General features: G+C 63.5%; 14 protein-coding genes. 5 read left to right on the plus strand and 9 right to left on the minus strand.

Going from position 1 to position 17,696, the window contains the following annotated elements:
- Positions 1–2 precede the first annotated feature (2 nt).
- The 6 genes from ACI3KW_RS07865 to ACI3KW_RS07890 all read right to left on the minus strand — a co-directional run bounded on the left by ACI3KW_RS07865 (position 3) and on the right by ACI3KW_RS07890 (position 8,729).
- Positions 3–2,471, minus strand: a complete 2,469-nt coding sequence (locus ACI3KW_RS07865; protein ID WP_404847608.1) for a hypothetical protein — start codon at positions 2,469–2,471, stop codon at positions 3–5.
- A gap of 25 nt (positions 2,472–2,496) precedes the next feature.
- Complete coding sequence (locus ACI3KW_RS07870) at positions 2,497–3,549, minus strand: ABC transporter ATP-binding protein (RefSeq protein WP_404847609.1); 1,053 nt, start codon at positions 3,547–3,549, stop codon at positions 2,497–2,499.
- Positions 3,542–4,585: an ABC transporter ATP-binding protein gene (locus ACI3KW_RS07875; protein WP_404847610.1), complete on the minus strand. Its 1,044-nt coding sequence runs from the start codon at positions 4,583–4,585 to the stop codon at positions 3,542–3,544. The genes ACI3KW_RS07870 and ACI3KW_RS07875 overlap by 8 nt, the downstream gene beginning before the upstream one ends.
- A gap of 4 nt (positions 4,586–4,589) precedes the next feature.
- Positions 4,590–5,717, minus strand: coding sequence for an ABC transporter permease (locus ACI3KW_RS07880; RefSeq protein WP_404847611.1), 1,128 nt, complete (start codon positions 5,715–5,717; stop codon positions 4,590–4,592).
- Positions 5,718–5,728: 11 nt separating this feature from the next.
- Complete coding sequence (locus tag ACI3KW_RS07885) at positions 5,729–6,715, minus strand: ABC transporter permease (RefSeq protein WP_113121050.1); 987 nt, start codon at positions 6,713–6,715, stop codon at positions 5,729–5,731.
- A gap of 106 nt (positions 6,716–6,821) precedes the next feature.
- Positions 6,822–8,729, minus strand: coding sequence for an ABC transporter substrate-binding protein (locus ACI3KW_RS07890; protein WP_404847612.1), 1,908 nt, complete (start codon positions 8,727–8,729; stop codon positions 6,822–6,824).
- Positions 8,730–9,006: 277 nt separating this feature from the next.
- On the opposite strand from ACI3KW_RS07890, the gene ACI3KW_RS07895 reads away from it, so the two are divergent.
- The gene (locus ACI3KW_RS07895) at positions 9,007–10,221 is read left to right on the plus strand and encodes an ROK family protein (protein ID WP_404847613.1); all 1,215 of its coding nucleotides are present in this window, start codon (positions 9,007–9,009) and stop codon (positions 10,219–10,221) included.
- A 3-nt stretch (positions 10,222–10,224) separates the two neighbouring features.
- Here the strand turns inward: ACI3KW_RS07895 and ACI3KW_RS07900 are convergent, their stop codons facing one another.
- Positions 10,225–11,274 carry a LacI family DNA-binding transcriptional regulator gene (locus tag ACI3KW_RS07900; RefSeq protein ID WP_404847614.1) on the minus strand — a complete coding sequence of 350 codons (1,050 nt, stop codon included), beginning with the start codon at positions 11,272–11,274 and terminating at the stop codon, positions 10,225–10,227.
- The gene (locus ACI3KW_RS07905) at positions 11,271–12,047 is read right to left on the minus strand and encodes an NAD-dependent epimerase/dehydratase family protein (RefSeq protein WP_404847615.1); all 777 of its coding nucleotides are present in this window, start codon (positions 12,045–12,047) and stop codon (positions 11,271–11,273) included. Before ACI3KW_RS07905 ends, ACI3KW_RS07900 begins: the two co-directional genes overlap by 4 nt.
- Positions 12,048–12,187: 140 nt before the next feature.
- Here ACI3KW_RS07905 and ACI3KW_RS07910 point away from each other — a divergent pair, with 140 nt between their 5' ends.
- Positions 12,188–13,090, plus strand: coding sequence for an SMP-30/gluconolactonase/LRE family protein (locus ACI3KW_RS07910; RefSeq protein ID WP_404847616.1), 903 nt, complete (start codon positions 12,188–12,190; stop codon positions 13,088–13,090).
- On the opposite strand, the gene ACI3KW_RS07915 is transcribed toward ACI3KW_RS07910, so the two are convergent.
- The gene (locus ACI3KW_RS07915; protein ID WP_404847617.1) at positions 13,087–13,914 is read right to left on the minus strand and encodes a MipA/OmpV family protein; all 828 of its coding nucleotides are present in this window, start codon (positions 13,912–13,914) and stop codon (positions 13,087–13,089) included. The two genes, ACI3KW_RS07910 and ACI3KW_RS07915, sit on opposite strands and share 4 nt — an antisense overlap.
- Positions 13,915–14,060: 146 nt before the next feature.
- Here ACI3KW_RS07915 and ACI3KW_RS07920 point away from each other — a divergent pair, with 146 nt between their 5' ends.
- The 3 genes from ACI3KW_RS07920 to ACI3KW_RS07930 all read left to right on the plus strand — a co-directional run bounded on the left by ACI3KW_RS07920 (position 14,061) and on the right by ACI3KW_RS07930 (position 17,684).
- Complete coding sequence (locus ACI3KW_RS07920) at positions 14,061–15,410, plus strand: MFS transporter (RefSeq protein WP_404847618.1); 1,350 nt, start codon at positions 14,061–14,063, stop codon at positions 15,408–15,410.
- A 74-nt stretch (positions 15,411–15,484) separates the two neighbouring features.
- Positions 15,485–16,699 carry an MFS transporter gene (locus ACI3KW_RS07925; protein WP_404847619.1) on the plus strand — a complete coding sequence of 405 codons (1,215 nt, stop codon included), beginning with the start codon at positions 15,485–15,487 and terminating at the stop codon, positions 16,697–16,699.
- A 64-nt stretch (positions 16,700–16,763) separates the two neighbouring features.
- Positions 16,764–17,684, plus strand: a complete 921-nt coding sequence (locus ACI3KW_RS07930) for an ABC transporter substrate-binding protein (protein WP_404847620.1) — start codon at positions 16,764–16,766, stop codon at positions 17,682–17,684.
- Positions 17,685–17,696: the final 12 nt, after the last annotated feature.

The following is a 17,696-nucleotide window of genomic DNA, read 5'->3' on the forward strand; positions in this document are numbered from 1 at the left end:
CTTTACCCCGCCATCGTCTCGCTGAGTTTTCGCCGCTGGATCAGGGGCTCAATGCTCATATTGGGGTGGGCGACGGCCTTGCCGTCCACCGATAGCCCAGCAGTCCAATCCAGTTCGATACTGCCACTGGGCAAGCCTGTCAGCGTCAAGTGACGGCCGTCAAGACTGAGATCGAGCCCGGCGATGCGGCGGGCGAAGGCGTGGATGTCATCGCCCTCGGCGACCAAGGCCACCCAGCCCATGACCCTGCCATAACAGCGATATTCGCGACCCTTGCTGGGGCCTTTGGTGACGGGCTCCAGCGGGGCGGTGGCCTTGTAGGCCAGCAGGCCATTGCCCGAGCGCAGGATCAGCGCGCCGTCGATGAGATAGGCTTCGACGCCCGCCTGCGAGACATAGGCATGGGTGAAATCGAGGCGCGGATTGCTGCCCAAATCGTAGAGCAGGAAAGCAATATTTTCGTGCTGGGCGGCGCGGGGGAGCACGCCATTGCCGGCCCAATAGGAAGGGCGCTGGCTGCCCCAGGGATCGTCTTCGCCGGGATGGTTGATCCAGCTCCGGGCTAGCGGATGGGCAGAGAACAGCACGTCAACGACATGCTGTTGATGCCCATAGCCGCCCGGCTTGGCGCCGGCATTGCTCGAGAGCTGCACGGCCGGGGTCTTGAAGAGGCTGAGATGGGCGGCGTGGTCATAGCCTTGGGTGTAATGGGCCGTGATGGCGCTGCTCGGCTCGGGCCAAGCCAGACTGCCCAACTCGGGCGGCGGCAAATAGCTGCCCGCCGCGAACATTGGAAGCGAGGCAACGCCCTGATTGAGCCAGCCCTTGCCGAAAGCGACCGTCGCGAAGGGGGCGAGTTCGGTGAGCGGGCCGGCGCGCAATTCCTTGTCATAGGCGCGGCCCATGCTGCCGGCCGGAACGCCGCCCAATGTGTGCAGCGCCATCATGGTGAAGATGCGGTCGGTGACGCGGCGGGCCCGGGCAGCAATGTCAGTAGGCGCGAATTCGACCAGGGCCAAAACGCCGATGAAATCAACGGGGTAATAGGCCGACGAATTCCATTCGGCGAGGCCCTCTGCCTCGACCGCGTCGAACCACAGATGCAGCCGCTCGGCGGCGAGGCGGGCTTGTTCGTTTCCGTTGCGATTGGCGGCGGTGAAGTGGCCATCGGGGAAGATCTGCCCGGCCATCAGCTGGGAAACGTGGAAGCACAAAGCATGGTTCTCGCTCCAGAACCACATGACGTCATTGCCCGGCTCATCCACCCAATAGCGGAAATTGAGCAGGGCCGTTTCGGTGCGAGCACGCAGATCGGCGGGGAATTGGTCGGCATGCCGGGCGAAGGCCCAGAGCAGGGGGACGCTGATGAAATCGGCGCAGTCCCATCGCTCCTCGATAATGGTCAGTGTTTCCTCGAGAATGTCGCGGAAACGCTGGTCGGGTGACAGGCCCGCGGCCAGCATGGCGAGGGCCGTGCCCATGCGCATTTCGCCTTCCCTGGCGCTGTGCAGCAGCGCTTCGCGCTTGCGTTCGGCAATGTCGGTATGGCGGGGCTGGGGGGCGATGTCATGGATGATCGCACAGGCGATCTGGCGGGAGACACGGGTGTCGTCGACGATGAAGGTCAGATCGAGAATGTGATAGCCTTCGGGCAATTCGTCGCCGCGGCAGAGGGTGACTTTTGTCTCGCCGGCGTTGAGGGTTACCGTGCGGTCGAGCATGGTGTGCTTGGCATGCGAGGTCGAGCCGACCTTGGCGTGGATGGCGACGGAAAGGCTTGCCGGCGTGTCGAATTCGAGCACCAGCGGGTCGTTTGGGCCGGTAAATTCCCCGGCTGGCCGGACTTCTGCGGCCAACGCTTTGAGTGTGCCGAGGTGGGCGTCAGCCGGGGCGCCGGGGAGGTGGACGGCGAGGGGGACGTCGTCGAGCAGGGTGAGTTCGAAGAACCAATTGGTGTCGCGCTCGGCCATGTCTTCGGTGAGGACGACGATGTCGCTGCCAGCCGCCTTGATGGGCAGGTGGACGACGCTTTGCTCGGTGGAATTGCGGGTAAAGGGTTCAAAACGCGCAGCTATTTCGCCATCGACCCAGATATGCACACCCCCTCGCGTCGAGAGGCGGAAGGAGCAATAGCGGTCAACCGGGGCACTCAGACTGGTGCGGCACCAGCGGGCCAAACGTGTTGGGGTGGAGCGGAATTGGCTAAATTCGACGCGGCGGTTGGCGCCGGGCAGATAAAGGCTTTCGACCGGCCAGCTGGTGTCGAGCGTGACAGTGCGGGTGGCGACGTCGCGCCAGGTGGCGACGCGGCAAGGTAGGTCGCCGACGTCGACGAAGCCATTGATATATTTGTAGTTTTGGCTGTCTTCCGCGGGCGCCGGAATGCCCGGAAAGGGCGTGGCCATGACCGGCGACAGGGCCCAGGCGGCAAGGCTTTCGCCACGGTTGAGGATGAGAAGCGGTTTTGACATAGGACCCGATTTGGTTAGCGGACTGTTAACGTTGAGCGGCCGCAACGGCGCCAGTCAGGCTCAATTCGTCGGCAAAGTGACACCGCACCTGGCGGCCCGATGGCAGGGCGCGCAGCGCCGGCTCTTCGCTGGCGCAGCGCTCCTGCGCATAGGGGCAGCGCGGGTGGAACAGGCATCCCGAAGGCGGATTGGCGGCGTTGGCGATTTCGCCCTTGAGCGGCACGCGCTTGCGGGTGCGGTTGCCGCGCGGATCGGGCTGCGGCACGGCGGCCATCAGCGCTTCGGTATAGGGATGGAGCGGCTTGCTGAAGAGATCGTGGGTGGGCGCGATCTCCATGATGCGGCCCAGATACATGACGCCGATACGGTCGGCGATATGTTCGACCATGCCCAGATCGTGGGTGATGAACAAATAGGTGAGGCCGAACTGCTCCTGCAAATCCTGCAGCAGGTTGATGTTCTGGGCGGCCACCGAGACGTCGAGCGCCGAGACGGCTTCGTCGGCAGCGATGAAACTGGGATTGAGCGCCAGGGCCCGGGCAATGCCGATGCGCTGGCGCTGGCCACCGGAAAAGGCATGCGGATAGCGGGTGAGGAATTCGGGACGCAGACCAACAACGCTGAGCAATTCGGCCACCCGGTCGCGGATTTGCGCCTGATTGCCCACGCCATGGATCACCATGGGTTCGCCAACCAATTCGAGCAGGGTCATGCGCGGATTGAGCGAGGAATAGGGATCCTGGAAAATCATCTGCATTTCCTGGCGCATCTCGCGCATGCCCCGCTCGGAGAGGCTGGAAATATCGACCACTTCGCCCGAAGCGCGGCGGAACAGGATTTGCCCATCGGTGAGGCTATAGGCGCGCAGCATCAGTCTTGCGACGGTGGATTTGCCCGAGCCGCTTTCCCCGACCAGGCCAAAGGTTTCGCCCTTTTTGATATCGAGGGAAACGTCGTCAATCGCCTTGATGTCCCCGACATGGCGCTTGCGCCAGCCGGCATGGATGGGGAAATATTTCTTGAGCCCGCGCACCGAGATCAGCGTGTCATCGGCAAGGGTCAGGCCGGGATCAAACATGGGCTGGCTCCTGCTGTTCGGTTTGGGCGAATTGCTCGGCAATATGGCAGCGCGACATCTGGCTGCCAAAGCGGAGCTCGGGCGGCACTTTGGTGTCGCACAGACCCGGCACGGCATGGATGCAGCGCGGGTTGAAGGCGCAGCCATTGGGCACGCTGAACGGATCGGGCACCATGCCCGGAATGGTGGGCAGGCGCCGGCCCTGATCGACGCCAAGGCGCGGAATGGAGCGTAGCAGCGCCTGGGTATAGGGATGCTTGGGGGCGTAGAAAATGTCGTCGACATCGGCGGTTTCGACAATGCGGCCCAGATACATCACCGAGACGCGGTCGGCGATATCAGCGACGACGCCGAAATTGTGGGTGATGAAGACGATGGCCATGCCCAGCTCGGATTTGAGCTCCTTGAGCAATTCGATGATCTGGGCTTCGGTGGTGACGTCGAGCGCGGTGGTCGGCTCGTCAGCGATGAGCAGGCTCGGGTCACAGGAAATGGCCAGCGCAATCATGGCGCGCTGACGCATGCCGCCCGAGAGCTGGTGGGGATAGGCATCGACCAATTGGGCGGGGCGCGGCATCTGCACTTTGGCAAGGAGGTCGATGGCGCGGGCGCGGGCATCGGGTTTGCTCAGCCCCTTATGCAATTGCACGGTGCGCATGATCTGGGTGCCGATGGTGTGGACCGGGGAGAGCGCGGTCATCGGCTCCTGAAAGATCATGCCGATATGATTGCCGCGCACCTGGCGCACGGCGCGGCTATTGCGATCGAGCGCGGAGAGCTCGAACTCTTCCCCGGTGCGGGGACGCAGGCGAATGCTGCCGCCGGTCTCTTTGGCATTCTTGGGCAGCAGACGCATGATGGCGCGGGCGGTGATGGATTTGCCCGACCCGCTCTCGCCGACAATCCCCAGCACTTCGCCCTTGTTGACATGGTAGGAGACGCCATTGACGGCCTTGACCAGGCCCTCGCGCATGGGAAACTGCACCTGCACATTGTCCAGTTCGAGCAGCCGGTTTTCAGGCATGGAATTGGTCATGATGCTATTGCCCATAAGGATCGGCCGCGTCGCGCAGGCCATCGCCGAGGAAATTGAAGGCCAAAACGGTGAGCACCACCGCCAGGCCCGGCGAAAGCAGCCAGGGCGCCATCGAGATCGAGCGCAGGTTCTGTGCATCCTGCAGCAGCACGCCCCAGCTGACGACGGGGGGACGCAGGCCCAGGCCGAGGAAACTGAGCGCGGTTTCGCCCAGGATCATTTCGGGCACGGCGAGCGTGAGCGCCGCGATGATGTAAGAGGTCATCGAGGGCAGCATATGCTTGGTGATGATGCGGTATTCCGAGGCGCCGGCCAGCCGGGCCGCCATCACGAAATCCTCGTTGCGGATGGCCATGAATTGCCCGCGCACCACACGCGCCAGATGGGTCCAGCCGATCAGCGCCAGAATGAGGGTGATCAGCACATAGACAAAGATCGGGTCCCAGGCGATGGGCAGGGCCGCGGCCAGACCCATCCATAAGGGGATGGTGGGAATGGAGCGGATGAACTCCATCAGGCGCTGGATGGAAGAATCGATCCAGCCGCCGAAATAGCCCGAGATCGAGCCCAGCGTGAGGCCGAGCACGAAGGCAAAGACCACCCCGATCAGGCCCGCCGACAAGGTGACGCGGCCACCATGCATGAGGCGGGAGAAGACGTCACGGCCCAGATCGTCGGTGCCGAGCAGGTTGATCTGCTCGCGGCGATCGTCGACGCCGAAGAGGTGGATATTGGACTTGAACAGGCCGAGGAAATTGTAGTCGTCGCCCTGGTAGAAGAACTGGATCGGCAGCACCGTTTCAGGATCGGCCTCGTAGAGCACGCGGGCGGTATTGGGATCGCGTTCGCGCGACAGGCCATAGACGAAGGGGCCGACGAACTGGCCTTCGTGGAACAGGTGAATGCCGGTGGGCGGCGCGAGGGTGCGCAGGCGCTGCACCTTAAACGGATCATAGGGCGCCACCTGATCGGCAAAGATGGCGGTCAGCGCCAGCAGGATCAGGAACCACAGCGAGATGACGGCGAGCATGTGCTTGGAAAAGCGCCGCCACACCAATTGCCAGGGCTTGGCGGTGAAGAGGTCTTCCTTGTGGTCGCGGACTTTAGGGGCTTCGAGGGCGGAATCGGTCACGGGCGCACTCCTCACGCGTAGCGGATGCGCGGGTCGAACCACGCCAGCAGGATATCGGAGACCAGCGTGCCGATCACGGTAAAGACGCTGAGGATGAGGATGAAGCTACCCGCCAGATACATGTCCTGCATCTTGAGGGCCTGCAGCAGTAATGGGCCGGTGGTGGGCAGGTTGAGCACGACGGCGGTGATCACGTCGCCCGAGAACAAAGCCGGCAGCGACCAGCCGACGGTGGAGATGAAGGGATTGAGCGCCACGCGCACGGGGTAGTTCCACACCACCTGGCGCTCGGAAAGGCCCTGCGCATAGGCGGTCTCGACATAGGGCTTGCCCAATTCGTCGAGCATATTGGCGCGCATGACGCGGATCAGGCCGGCCGCACCGCCCGTTGCCAGCACGACCAGCGGAATCCACAGATGGGAGAGCAGGTTGACAACCTTGTCCCAGCTCCAGGGGGCGTTCTGATATTGCGGGGAGAACAGCCCGCCCACATCGATATTCAGATACATGAAGCCGATCCACATCAGGATCAGCGCGAGCAGGAAATCGGGCACGCCCTTGCCGAGGAAGCCGAAGACCGTGAAGAGGTGGTCGAGAATGGAATATTGCCGCGTGGCCGAATAGACGCCGACGGGAATGGCGATGATCCAGGTAAAGACCAGGCTGAGCGAGGAAATGGCGAGGGTGAGCGCCAGCCGGTCCCAGATCAGGCTGCCCACCGGGGCATTCCATTCCAGGGAATGGCCGAAATCGCCGCGGAACACGATATTGGAAATCCAGCGCCAATATTGCACCAGAATGGGGTCGTTGAGCCCCAGATTCTGCCGCATGATCGCTTCCTGCGCGATGGAAATGTAGTCGCCCTGCTGGCGCAACTGGGCCGCGTAGGAGGTGACATAATCGCCCGGCGGCAGCTGGATGATCACGAAGGATATGAACGAGATAAAGATCAGCGTCGGTATCGCCAGAAGCGCACGCCGCCCGATAAAGGCAATCATACTGCAGTTCTCTCCCCTTGCCGGCACGCCACGGCCCGGCTTGGAGTCCGGGCCGTGGGGCCGAGATGGCGCGCGGGGCCTGGGGCTCCGCGCGCCGTTGCGTCTATCAGGGCTGGCTGAGCCAGAACTGCTGGGTGCGGGCCAGGCCAATGCCGCGGAAGATGTCGTCCTGCACCAGATCGGGCTGCACGTTCTGCATGGTATTGCCGACGATATTGACCACCGGGCCTTCGCCATAGACCCCGATTACCCAACCCTGTTCGGTAAAGATGCGGGCCATTTCGTTGACCGAGACATCGGCTTCCTCGATCGAGGCTGATTGTGAGGCTTTGTCCCAGAGGGCCCAGATCTCGCGGACCGGGTCGTCGGCGGGCGGCTCGATGCCTTCGGCGCCGTCCGTGCTGTACCATTTGAAATACTCGTTGCCATAACCGTCCCAGCCCATCAGGCGGCGCGGGTCGGCGGGCAGATAGGTCATGCGGTCGAACGGGATCCAGTGCATCTGGAAGTCGTTATTGGCGCGGTTATTGTCCCACTGGGTGCGGTCGATGACGCGGGGCAGCATTTCAATGCCCACTTCGGCATAGTTTTCGGTCAGCAATTCCAGCGTCTTGGCATGGGCCGCGTCGCTGGTTTCGACCACAAGGCTAAACCGCTTGCCATCCGGGCGCAGCCGAAACCCCTGGGCGTCGCGTTGGTCAAGGCCCGCTTCGTCGAGCAATTGATTGGCCAGGTCCGGGTCATATTCGGTCCAATGGGTGGACAACTCTGCATTGTAATATTGCGTGCCGGTCACCGGCGCCGCCTGGATCGGCTGGGCCATGCCCGACTGGGTCAGTTCGATGATCAGCTCGCGATCGACCGCGATGGAGAAGGCTTCGCGCACTTTTTCGTCGGCGAAGAGGGCCGCCAGCACCTCGTCCTTGACGGTCATATTGGGCACCAGCGACCAGATATTGGTGTCCTTCCAATTGACCGTGTGATAGCCGCCGCGGGCTTCGTTTTCCTTGTAGAAGGTGAAATTGGTGAGGGTCAGCCCGCGATCCTGCATGTCGAGCTGGCCCTGGGCGATCATCAGGTTGAGCGTTTCGGGGTCCTGATAGAGGCGGTGCTCGATGCGGTCGATATAGGGGAGCTGGTTGCCCGCCTGATCGACGGCGTAATAATAGGGATTGCGCACCATCACCACCGTATCGGCCGGCGGTGGGGTTTCGATCTTCCAGGCAGTGATGACGGGCAGGTCCGGATTGGACCACCAGGCGGTGGCGGCGCCCTTGGAACCCCATAGATCGGTCCAGGCGGCGACGTTGAACTTTTTCGCCGCTGCTGCCAGTTCCTCGTCGCTGGCATAATTGTTGTTGAACTGGCTCAGGTAATGCTTGGGGAACAGGAAGCTGGGACGGTCCAGGCTCGGCTCCCCGGTGGAATCCTTGGCGAGGATTTGCAGGAAATACACATAGGGCTGGGCGAATTTCACCTTGAAGGTGCGCGCATCCACTACTTCGAGTTCGAGAGGCACGCCGCCCGGCGCAAAGGTCGGCTCCAGCGTGGGCACGATTTTGCGGTTGAGGAAGATGTCATTGTACCAGAAGGCGACGTCTTCGGTGGTCACCGGCTCGCCATCGGACCATTTGAGGCCGTCCAGAAGGGTGAAGGTGAATTCGGTGGAGTTCTCGTTGACCGCGTAGCTTTCGATATAGCCCGGCGTCAGCACGGCGCCGCCATCGGCATCGGCGGTCCATTTGAGCACGCGCTCTTCCATCAGCTTGGTGGGGCCCCAGCGATCGCCCGGGCCGCTGAAGGCGCGGCGCCAGGTGCCGCCATATTGGCCAACCTCGAGGGCACTGACCACACTCGGCTTGGTGGGCAGGCGTTCATCGACCGGCGGCAGGCTGCCGGCTTCGACCAGCTCGGTCAGCATCGGGGCTTCCTGGAAGGCCCAGGCCAGACCCGTCAGCCCGGTCGTGCACAGGATGCCGGTTGCCAAAGCGGCAACCCATCTCTTGGAATTCATCGTCTCAATCCTCCCCAACATGAACCGGGTTCCCTCGGCTGGGCGCAATGCCCGGCCTGTGACTTTGTGCGGAAGCAGCCTCGTTACAATGAAAACATTTGCATGAGTTGGATCCTCCCACCGGCAGGGCATTTGAAACCGGCGCGATTTTCTCGTCTTTCCGGTGGCTTCTGCCGCTACATTTTCATAATTGCGTCACTCGTCGTATGAATCAACTAGAAAAATTTTGCACGAATGGCATTATGCGGCCGAGTGGAGGGGAAGGGGTCTATCTTGAATGGAAGATTGGCAGATAAATCAATCGCCTAGCGAACAACGGCCGAATCCGGCAGATTTAACCAAGGTACGTGCCTCAAATTCGGCGCCGCACCAGCTGCGCCAATTGGCGGAGGTGCTGATCGAGGCGGGCGCGCTGCAACGCCCCGCTCTGGCCAAACGGGTCGGGATTTCCAAACAGGCCGTGTCCGAATTGCTCTCGGTGCTGGAACAGCGCGGGCTGGTGCAGGTGGCCGGCCCGCTCAATGGCCTGCCGGGGCGCTCGAGCCTGAGCTATGCGCTGCGGCCCGATGCGGCTTTGGCACTGGGTTTTGATATCGGGGGCACCAAGATTGCCGCCGCTCTGGTCGATCTGCGCGGCAAGGTGCTGGCCGAAACCGTGGTGCCGACGGCTTTGGGCGGGCTCGATCAATTGGTCGGGCAATTGGTGGAGCTGGCCGAGACGCTGGCGCGGACTGGCGCGGTGCAACGGTTTCGCGTGCAGGCCTGTACCGTGGGTGTGCCGGCGGCGGTCAATCCGGCGACGGGCATTTTGAACCTGGCGGCCAATCTGCCGGGGCTCGAGGCGGTCGACCTGCATGCCCGGCTGACCAAGGCGCTGGGCTGTCCGGTCTCGATCGAGAACGACGTCAATCTGGCATTGCTGGGGGAAGTTGCCAGCGGCAGCGGCCAGGGCAAGCGCGATATCGCCTTTATCGCTTTGGGCACCGGGGTCGGCGCGGGCCTGATGGTCAATGGCAGGCTGCTGCGTGGCGCCACGGGCGGGGCCGGGGAGATCGCTTATCTGCCGCTGCCCGACCATCGCACCACGGCGCGCTCGCTGGCGCAGGGGCATTTTGAAACCATGGTAGGCGAGGCCGGTATTCGCGAAGCCTTCGCCCGGCGCGGTGGGGCGGCGGATGTGTCGGTGCGAGCGATTTTTGACCTCGCCACGGCGGGGGATGCGCGGGCGCTGCAGACCATTGACGAGCTGGCGGGGCATGTGGCGCTGGGGATCGTGTCGCTGATTGCGCTGGTTGATCCGGAACTGGTGGTGCTGGGCGGCAGTGTTGGTGCGCGGCCGGAGCTGATCGAGCGCGTGCAGGCGGAACTGGCGGCGCGCTTTGAGCGGCCGGTGCCGATTGTCGCCAGCAATACCGGCGCGCGAGCCGGGCTGGCCGGAGCGCTGGAAATGGCGCGGCGGCATTTGCTGGCAGATTTGTTCGGCGAGGAGTGAGGACTAGACCAGCCGCCGCGCGCTGTTGCGGATGGTCAGCCGGCAGCCGAGCTCCAGCCGGTGGGCGGGGGGATGCTGGGCGGCGTTGACGATGCGCTGTTCAAGCAGATGCAGGGCCGCGGTGCCCATATGTTCGAGGGGGACGCTGACCGTGGTGAGGGCCGGCGTGGTCAATTCGCCGATGGCGACCCCGTCAAAGCCGACAATGGAGACATCGCGCGGCGGGGTCAGCCCGGCCTTGCTGAGTGCGGCGAGCGCGCCCAGGGCAAGGTTGTCGGCGGCACAGAAAATGGCCGTGACCCCACCCAGGCCATCATGCTCGGCGAGCCAGGCGGTGAGCGCGGCTTCGCCCTGATCGGGCAAAAAGCCTTCGGCCAGATGGATATGGGCGGTATCGAGCGGCAGGCCATTGGCGCGGAAGGCGTCGAGGAAACCGTCGCGGCGGCGGCGGATGGTCGAGCGGCCTTCCCAGGTCAGGTGCAGGATCGAGCGGTGCCCCTCTTCGATCAGCCAATTGGTGGCGTAGCGGGCAGCAAAGCGATTGCCGGGGGTGACGCTGTCGATCTGCATTTCATGGTCTTCGCCATTGATCAGAACGGCGGGAATTTCCGAGGCGGCGATATCATGCAGGATATCGCGCCGATCTTCGCTGAGCAGCAGAATGCCATCCACCTCGGCGGCGCGGGCTTGGGCCACGATTCTATCGCCGCTGATGTCAGGGCGGTCGATTTCGATGGGCACGACGCGAATGGCGCGCCGCTCGCATTCGCGCATCAGCGTGCTGAGCAGCGTCCAGGAGAACAGATTGAACTCATTATGCGGCAGCGTATCGCTGGGCACGGCCAGCAAGATGCTGCGCAGCACGGCAATGGAGGCTTTTTCCCGGCGCTTGGCGAGATAGCCGAGCTGGCCGGCAGCATCGAGCACGCGGGCGCGGACTTCAGGTGAGATCGGCGCCGTGCCATTGAGCACATGCGAGACGGTCGAAATGGCGACATCGGCCGCCAGCGCGATTTCCTTGAAGCCGACCTTCTTGTGCTGCACCGGCTTCATTCTACGACGCGGCGCGCCATGCCGCCGCCCAGGAACATATTGGCCGGATCCTCGAGATCGATGGGCGCATGCGGATCGGGGAAATCGTGCAGCAGCGAGCTGCCTTCGGGCGCCCAGCCCAGCGCGTTGTCGGGCGGGTTGGTGAAGAAAGCGCCCGGATTGTCCGAGATGCCGTAAAGGGTCTGGCAGCCCAGCTCGTCCACGCTCAGCGCCCGGTCGACCATGCGGGCGAGATCCGTGGGATCGCACCAATTGCGGGATTCGCGCGGCGTTTTCGGCCTATGGGCCGAGCAGATGCGGATCGACAGCGACTGCACGCCGTATTTGTCGAAATAAAACCGGGCCAGGTTCTCTCCGAAAGCCTTGGAGACGCCGTAGAGGGTGTCGGGGCGAAAAGGCACATCCACCGGCAGCGGCGCCTGCGCCGTGGGGTAGAAACCGGCCACGTGATAGGACGAGGCATAGATCACCCGGCGCACGCCATGGCGCCGGGCGGCTTCGAAAATATTGTAGCAGCCCATGATATTGGCGCGCAGGATCAGGTCCCAATCGCCCTCATTGGCCATGCCGCCCAGATGCAGCACGGCATCGGGCTGCTGCGCCATCAGCGCGTCAATGGCTGCGGCATCGGCCAGGTCGGCAAGCTCGGTCGGCGTGCCATCGGGCGCCGGGCGCATATCGGTGGTCAGCACGGCATGGCCCTGCGCGACAAGCGCCGGGCGAAGCTGTGTTCCCAGATAGCCGGAGGCTCCGGTGAGCAGGATGCGGGACATGGAACCGAAGCCCTTATGCGCGCCGGAAAGTGTTGGCGTGGCACGATTGCCGATTGAGCGGTGCAAAAGTTGGTATGACTAATCGGGCCGTGAGGCAAGATAGCGTCATCAGGGCGTCTGGCCCGAATCGGGAGTGTGCCGTGAGCGAGACAGCGCGTGAGCAATTGGCCCTGGGGCCGGTGACATTTCTGGTGCGCGAGCGCTTCGGCGTGGGCGAAAGCCCGGTCTGGGACGCTGCACAGAATCGGCTCTGGTGGTGCGATATCGAAGCGGGGGTGATCCATGCCCTGTCGCTGGGCGACGGCACGCGGCAGGCGCTGCGCTTTGACGAGCCGGTGGGCAGTTTTGGCCTCGCCGGTCCGGGGCAGCTGGTGGTGGCGTTCCGGCGGACAATCGAGTTGGTCGATATCGCCACCGGCACAAGAACGCTGATTGCTGCGGTCGAGCACGCCAAGCCCAATATGCGGTTCAATGACGGCAAGGTGGGCCCGGACGGCGCCTTTTATGTCGGCAGCATGGATTTTGGCAGTCCCGGCGAGCCGGAAGGACGCCTCTATCGCGTCACGCCCACGGGCGAAGTCAGTGTGCTGGCAAGCGGGGTGACCATCACCAACGGGCTGGCCTGGAACCAGGAAGCGACCACGCTCTATCATTCCGATTCCCGCGGGCAGATGTGGGTGGATGCCTGGGATTTCGATGCCGGCACCGGGCATATCGCCAATCGCCGCCGGCTGCGCGATCGCGACGAGGCCAATGGCCGCGCCGATGGGGCCGCATGCGATATGGATGGCTTTTACTGGTCGGCCGCACCCAGCCGCAGCCGCATCAACCGCATTGCGCCCGATGGTACGCTGACCGGCTGGGTCGACCTGCCGCTGGCCCACCCCACCATGCCCTGTTTCGGCGGGGAGGATATGCGCACGATCTTTGTTACCAGCCTCAATTCAGGCCGTGACACGGAGGGACGCGACGGCGTGGTGCAATTCCGCGTCGCAGTGCCCGGCGTGCCGGTCTGCCGGTTTGGCGTTCCGCAGCAAGCCTAGAACGAGAAGCGCCGCGCCAGGCCTAGCCCGACGGTAAATTGCTGCTCGCTGCCCGCCTTGACCACGGGCGACTGGCTGATGTCTCCGACATAGCTGCTATAGGAGGCGTTGAGGCTGACAAAGGTGTCGGGGACGAATTCGTAGCGCGCCTCGAGCTTGACCCCCACCGATTTGATGCCGCCGCTGGGATCGAACGCCTCGACGCGTCCGCCCGATGCAGCTGATTCGGTCGGGGTGACACCAAAATAGCTGTCCATGTAGCCTTCCGAGGCGAAATTGACGACGGGACCGCCGACAATCTCAAGCTCGGGGGTGAGCTTGGCGGTGATATCGACACCTGCTTCCCCGACCCAGCCCCTGGCGCCGCCAAAGGCATAGCGCGCCGCGCCATAGATTTCGGCCGAGAGCGTGTCGTCGAACACGAATTCATAGCCGATGCGGGCGCCCAGCGCGTAAGTGGCGCCGACATCATCGAACCCGGTCAGGGCTGCATGGTCTTCGCTGCGGCGCTCGCCCTCATAGCCGGCCGAAGGCGAGAATTTGAAGCCGCCGGGCCTTTTCTCGCCATCGATATCGATCCAGCCCCATTGCAGCTTTTCGACCTTGATGATGGGCTTGAACGTCATCGTATAGTCCGAAGCGCCCTCATAGGCGGCAGCCGTGCCGACACCCAGGCCGAGAATGACGATGACGTCGGATTCCGGCTGGATCGGCGCCAATTCAGCGGGTGCCGCGCCATAGAGGTCGAAATTTGCCGCCTGCGCGGGGCCGACAAAAGCGGCGCCCAGCGCCAGGATGGCCATCAGGCGGCGATGAAGAGGCATGCAAGCTCCGGGTGATACGACGGCCGGACGGCCAGGCAGGATCAATGCACCAGCAATGCTTACGCTCTTGTTACGAGCGCGGGTAAATGGGGTTGAGCATCGCGCTGCGCCGTCCTAGCCTGCCGCGCCGGCAAGGAGAGGCGCCGATGACCCCGTTTTATCATCTGCTGGGCAATAATCTGATTGCCAACATCACCAACTTCACCGTGTGGTTCGCGCTGACCTTCTGGGTCTATATCGAGACCCAATCGGTGTTCGCCACCGGCATGATTGCCGGCGTCTATCTGGTGTTCACCGCCGGGTTCGGCTTCTGGCTGGGCAGCATTGTCGATCACAATCCCAAAAAGCTCGCCATGCTGGGCTCGAGCGTGGTGTCGGCGGCTTTCTATGCCGTGTCGCTGGCCCTGTTGCTGCTCTCGCCAGCCGAGGCCTTCACCAATCCCTATGGTCCCCAGCTCTGGATCCTGGTGCTCCTGGTCATGCTCGGCGTCATTGCCGGCAATATCCGCTCCATCGCATTGCCCACCCTGGTCACCATCCTTATTCCCGAGGACCGCCGCGACAAGGCCAATGGGCTGGTCGGCATGGTCACCGGCATCGGCTTTCTGACCACCTCGGTGATCAGCGGGTTCCTCGTGGCCTGGGGCGGCATGGTGGCGACGCTGGCGCTGGCGCTGGTCTTGACGCTATTGACCTTCGCCCATCTGTTTCCGGTGCGGATCGACGAGGGGCGCGTGGAAGCCGTGCCGGGCGAACCGGTCGAGCCCAAGCGGGTCGATATCAAGGGCACGATCGCGGTAATCGCCGCCGTGCCGGGCCTGTTCGCACTGATCTTTTTTGCCACCTTCAACAATTTCCTGGGCGGCATATTCATGGCGCTGCTCGACGCCTATGGCCTGTCGCTGGTGTCGGTGCAGGTCTGGGGCCTGCTGTTCGGCGTGCTGTCGACGGCCTTCATCCTGAGCGGCATCATCATCGCCAGAACCGGGCTGGGCAGGAATCCGCTGCGCACGCTGCTGCTGGTCAATCTGATCACCTGGTCGGTGTGCTGCGTCTTCACCATCCAGCCCTCGATCTGGCTTTTGGCGGGCGGCTGTTTCATCTGGATGCTGCTGGGCCCCTATGCCGAGGCCGCCGAACATACCACGCTGCAAAAGGTGGTGCCGCTCGAACGACAAGGCCGGGTTTTCGGCTTTGCCCAATCGGTCGAACAATCGGCCTCGCCGCTGACCGCTTTCCTGATCGGCCCGCTGACCCAATTCGTCGTTATTCCATTCATGACCGATGGCGCGGGCGCCGATGCCATTGGCGGCTGGTTCGGCACCGGGCCGGCGCGCGGCATTGCGCTGGTCTTTACGCTGGCCGGCATGGTGGGCGTGGTGGTGACTATATTGGCGCTACGCTCGAAATATTACCGCCAGCTGTCGGCGGCCTATGCTGGTGGCCCGGATGATGACGACCTGGACGGCGAGGGCGCAAAAGCCAGCCCGGCCTGACGCAATTGGCCTTGTTCGCGCGCCGGCAATCGGCCATGGCTGGGCGATAGTGATCCGCCCAGCCCGGTAGCCGCGTGCCCATTGCCCCTTTTCTGCTGCTGTCCAACCAGTTCATCTTCATGGTCGGATTCTACATGGTGGTGCCGTTTCTGGCGGCCTTCATGCGCGACGACCTGCGGCTCGAAAGCGCCGCCATCGGGCTGGTGCTCGGGCTGCGGACCTTTTCCCAGCAGGGGCTTTACGTCATCGGCGGTGGCTTTGCCGACAGGCTCGGTGCCCGGCGACTGATCCTGCTCGGCTGCATGCTGCGGGTGGTGGGTTTTGTCACCCTGGGCCTGAGCGGCAATTTCGTGACCGTGCTGATCGGCGCTTGCCTGACGGGGCTGGCCGGTTCGCTGTTTTCGCCCGCCATATCGACCCTGGCCGCCCAGGTGGGCGAGGAAGCGACGCGCCATGGCAAGGGCACGCGGGTGCAGTTTTTTGCGCGGCTGGCGGTGTGGGGCGAATTGGGCGCGGTGGTCGGGCCGTTGCTGGGAGCCTTGCTGCTGGGCATTGGCTTTCAGGCCATGGCTTTTGCCGGGGCTGGTGTGTTCCTTTTGGCCTATATCGTGCTGCATCTCTATCTGCCGCGGGCGGATACATTGGCGGTGCCCAAGCAGGACGGCGTCTGGTGGCATGCATTTACCGACCGGCTGTTTCTCGCTTTCACGCTGGCCCATGCGGGCTTTCTGTTTAGCTATAACCAGCTCTATTTTGCCCTGCCGGTCGAGGTGACCCGGGCCGGCGGCAATGACAGGGATCTGGCGCCGCTGTTCATGATCGCCTCGGTGATGATCGTGGTGCTGCAAATGCCGATTGCGCGGCTGGCGCAAAAGATCAGCTGGACGGCGAGCCTCTCCACCGGGTTTCTGCTGATGGCTCTGGCCTTTGGCGTCACTGCTTTGTGCGCCCCGCTGCCGGCGCCGCCCGGCATGCTGCGGCTGCTGCCGGCCATCGCCATGGTTATGCTGCTGATCCTGGGGCAGATGATCGTCAAGCCCATCGCCATGGACATTATCCCCCGCTTCGCCAAGGGCCGGCCAACCGGCATTTATTACGGTGCGCTGGCCTCAATGGGTGGGCTCGCCGTGCTGGTGGGCAATGTGCTGCTGGGGCCGATACTGGATCTATCGCTCGTGCCCTCGCCGGCGGCGGCCATCCCCTGGCTGGCGCTGGCCGTGGTGCCGGCTTTGGGCGGGCTGGCCATGGTGCCGATCATGCGGCGGCTGCGGCGGCGCGAGACGGCTTGACTTCATCGGCGGCGCAGGATTGATGTCCAAACATGACTTCTATTGTCATTTTTATGGACCAAAGATGATCACTCGCCGCCTGTTTTCGCTTCTGGCCATCCCGGCCATGCTGACCCTGCTCGCGCCCACAGCCTTTGGCCGCGATGTCACCCACATCATGGGCACCACTACCGTGCCCGACGCGCCGCTGCGCATCGTTGCCCTCACCAATGAGGCGACCGAAGACCTGCTGGCGCTGGGCATCGTGCCGGTCGGCGCGGTGCGTTCGGCCAATGCCAATCCATGGTTCGACCATGTGGCGGCCCAATTGGCCGATACGACGCTGGTCGGGGAGGAACTGGCGCCGGACATGGAAACCATCGCCGCACTGCAGCCCGACCTGATCATCGGCAACAAGAAGCGGCACGAAAAGATCTACGACCAGCTTTCGGCCATCGCCCCCACGGTGTTTGTCGAGAACATTACCGGCCAATGGCGGGAAAATCTGGCGGTCTATGCCGAGGCCGCCGGCAAGACCGCGGAAGCCGAAGTGGCGCTGGCCGATTATCAGCGCCGGGTAACCGCCATCCAGGCGGCCCTGGGCGAGCGCCGCTCCGAAAAGGTGGGGCTGGTGCGCTTCATCGCCGGGCAGAATTATGCCTATGACAATGACAGTTTCTCGGGCTCGATCCTGCGCGACATTGGCTTCGGACGGCCGCAGGCCCAGGACAAGCCCGGCCTGGCCGAGCCGATCACCAAGGAACGCATTCCCGAACTCGATGGCGACCGGTTGCTGTATTTCTCCTACGAGACCGGCGACGGGCTGGCGCTCGAGGAAGAACAGAACTGGCTGAGCGATCCGCTCTGGCAGAACCTGGCCGTGGCCAAGGCCGGCCATGTCTATGGCGTGTCCGACACCGTCTGGGCAACCGCTGGCGGGATCCTGGCGGCCCATCTGGCGCTGGACGATATCGAACGCATCTACGAGATCGCGTCGACGCGCTGATGGCGGCTCGCC

This window comes from Devosia sp. ZW T5_3, from assembly GCF_044987315.1.
Classification (GTDB): domain Bacteria; phylum Pseudomonadota; class Alphaproteobacteria; order Rhizobiales; family Devosiaceae; genus Devosia.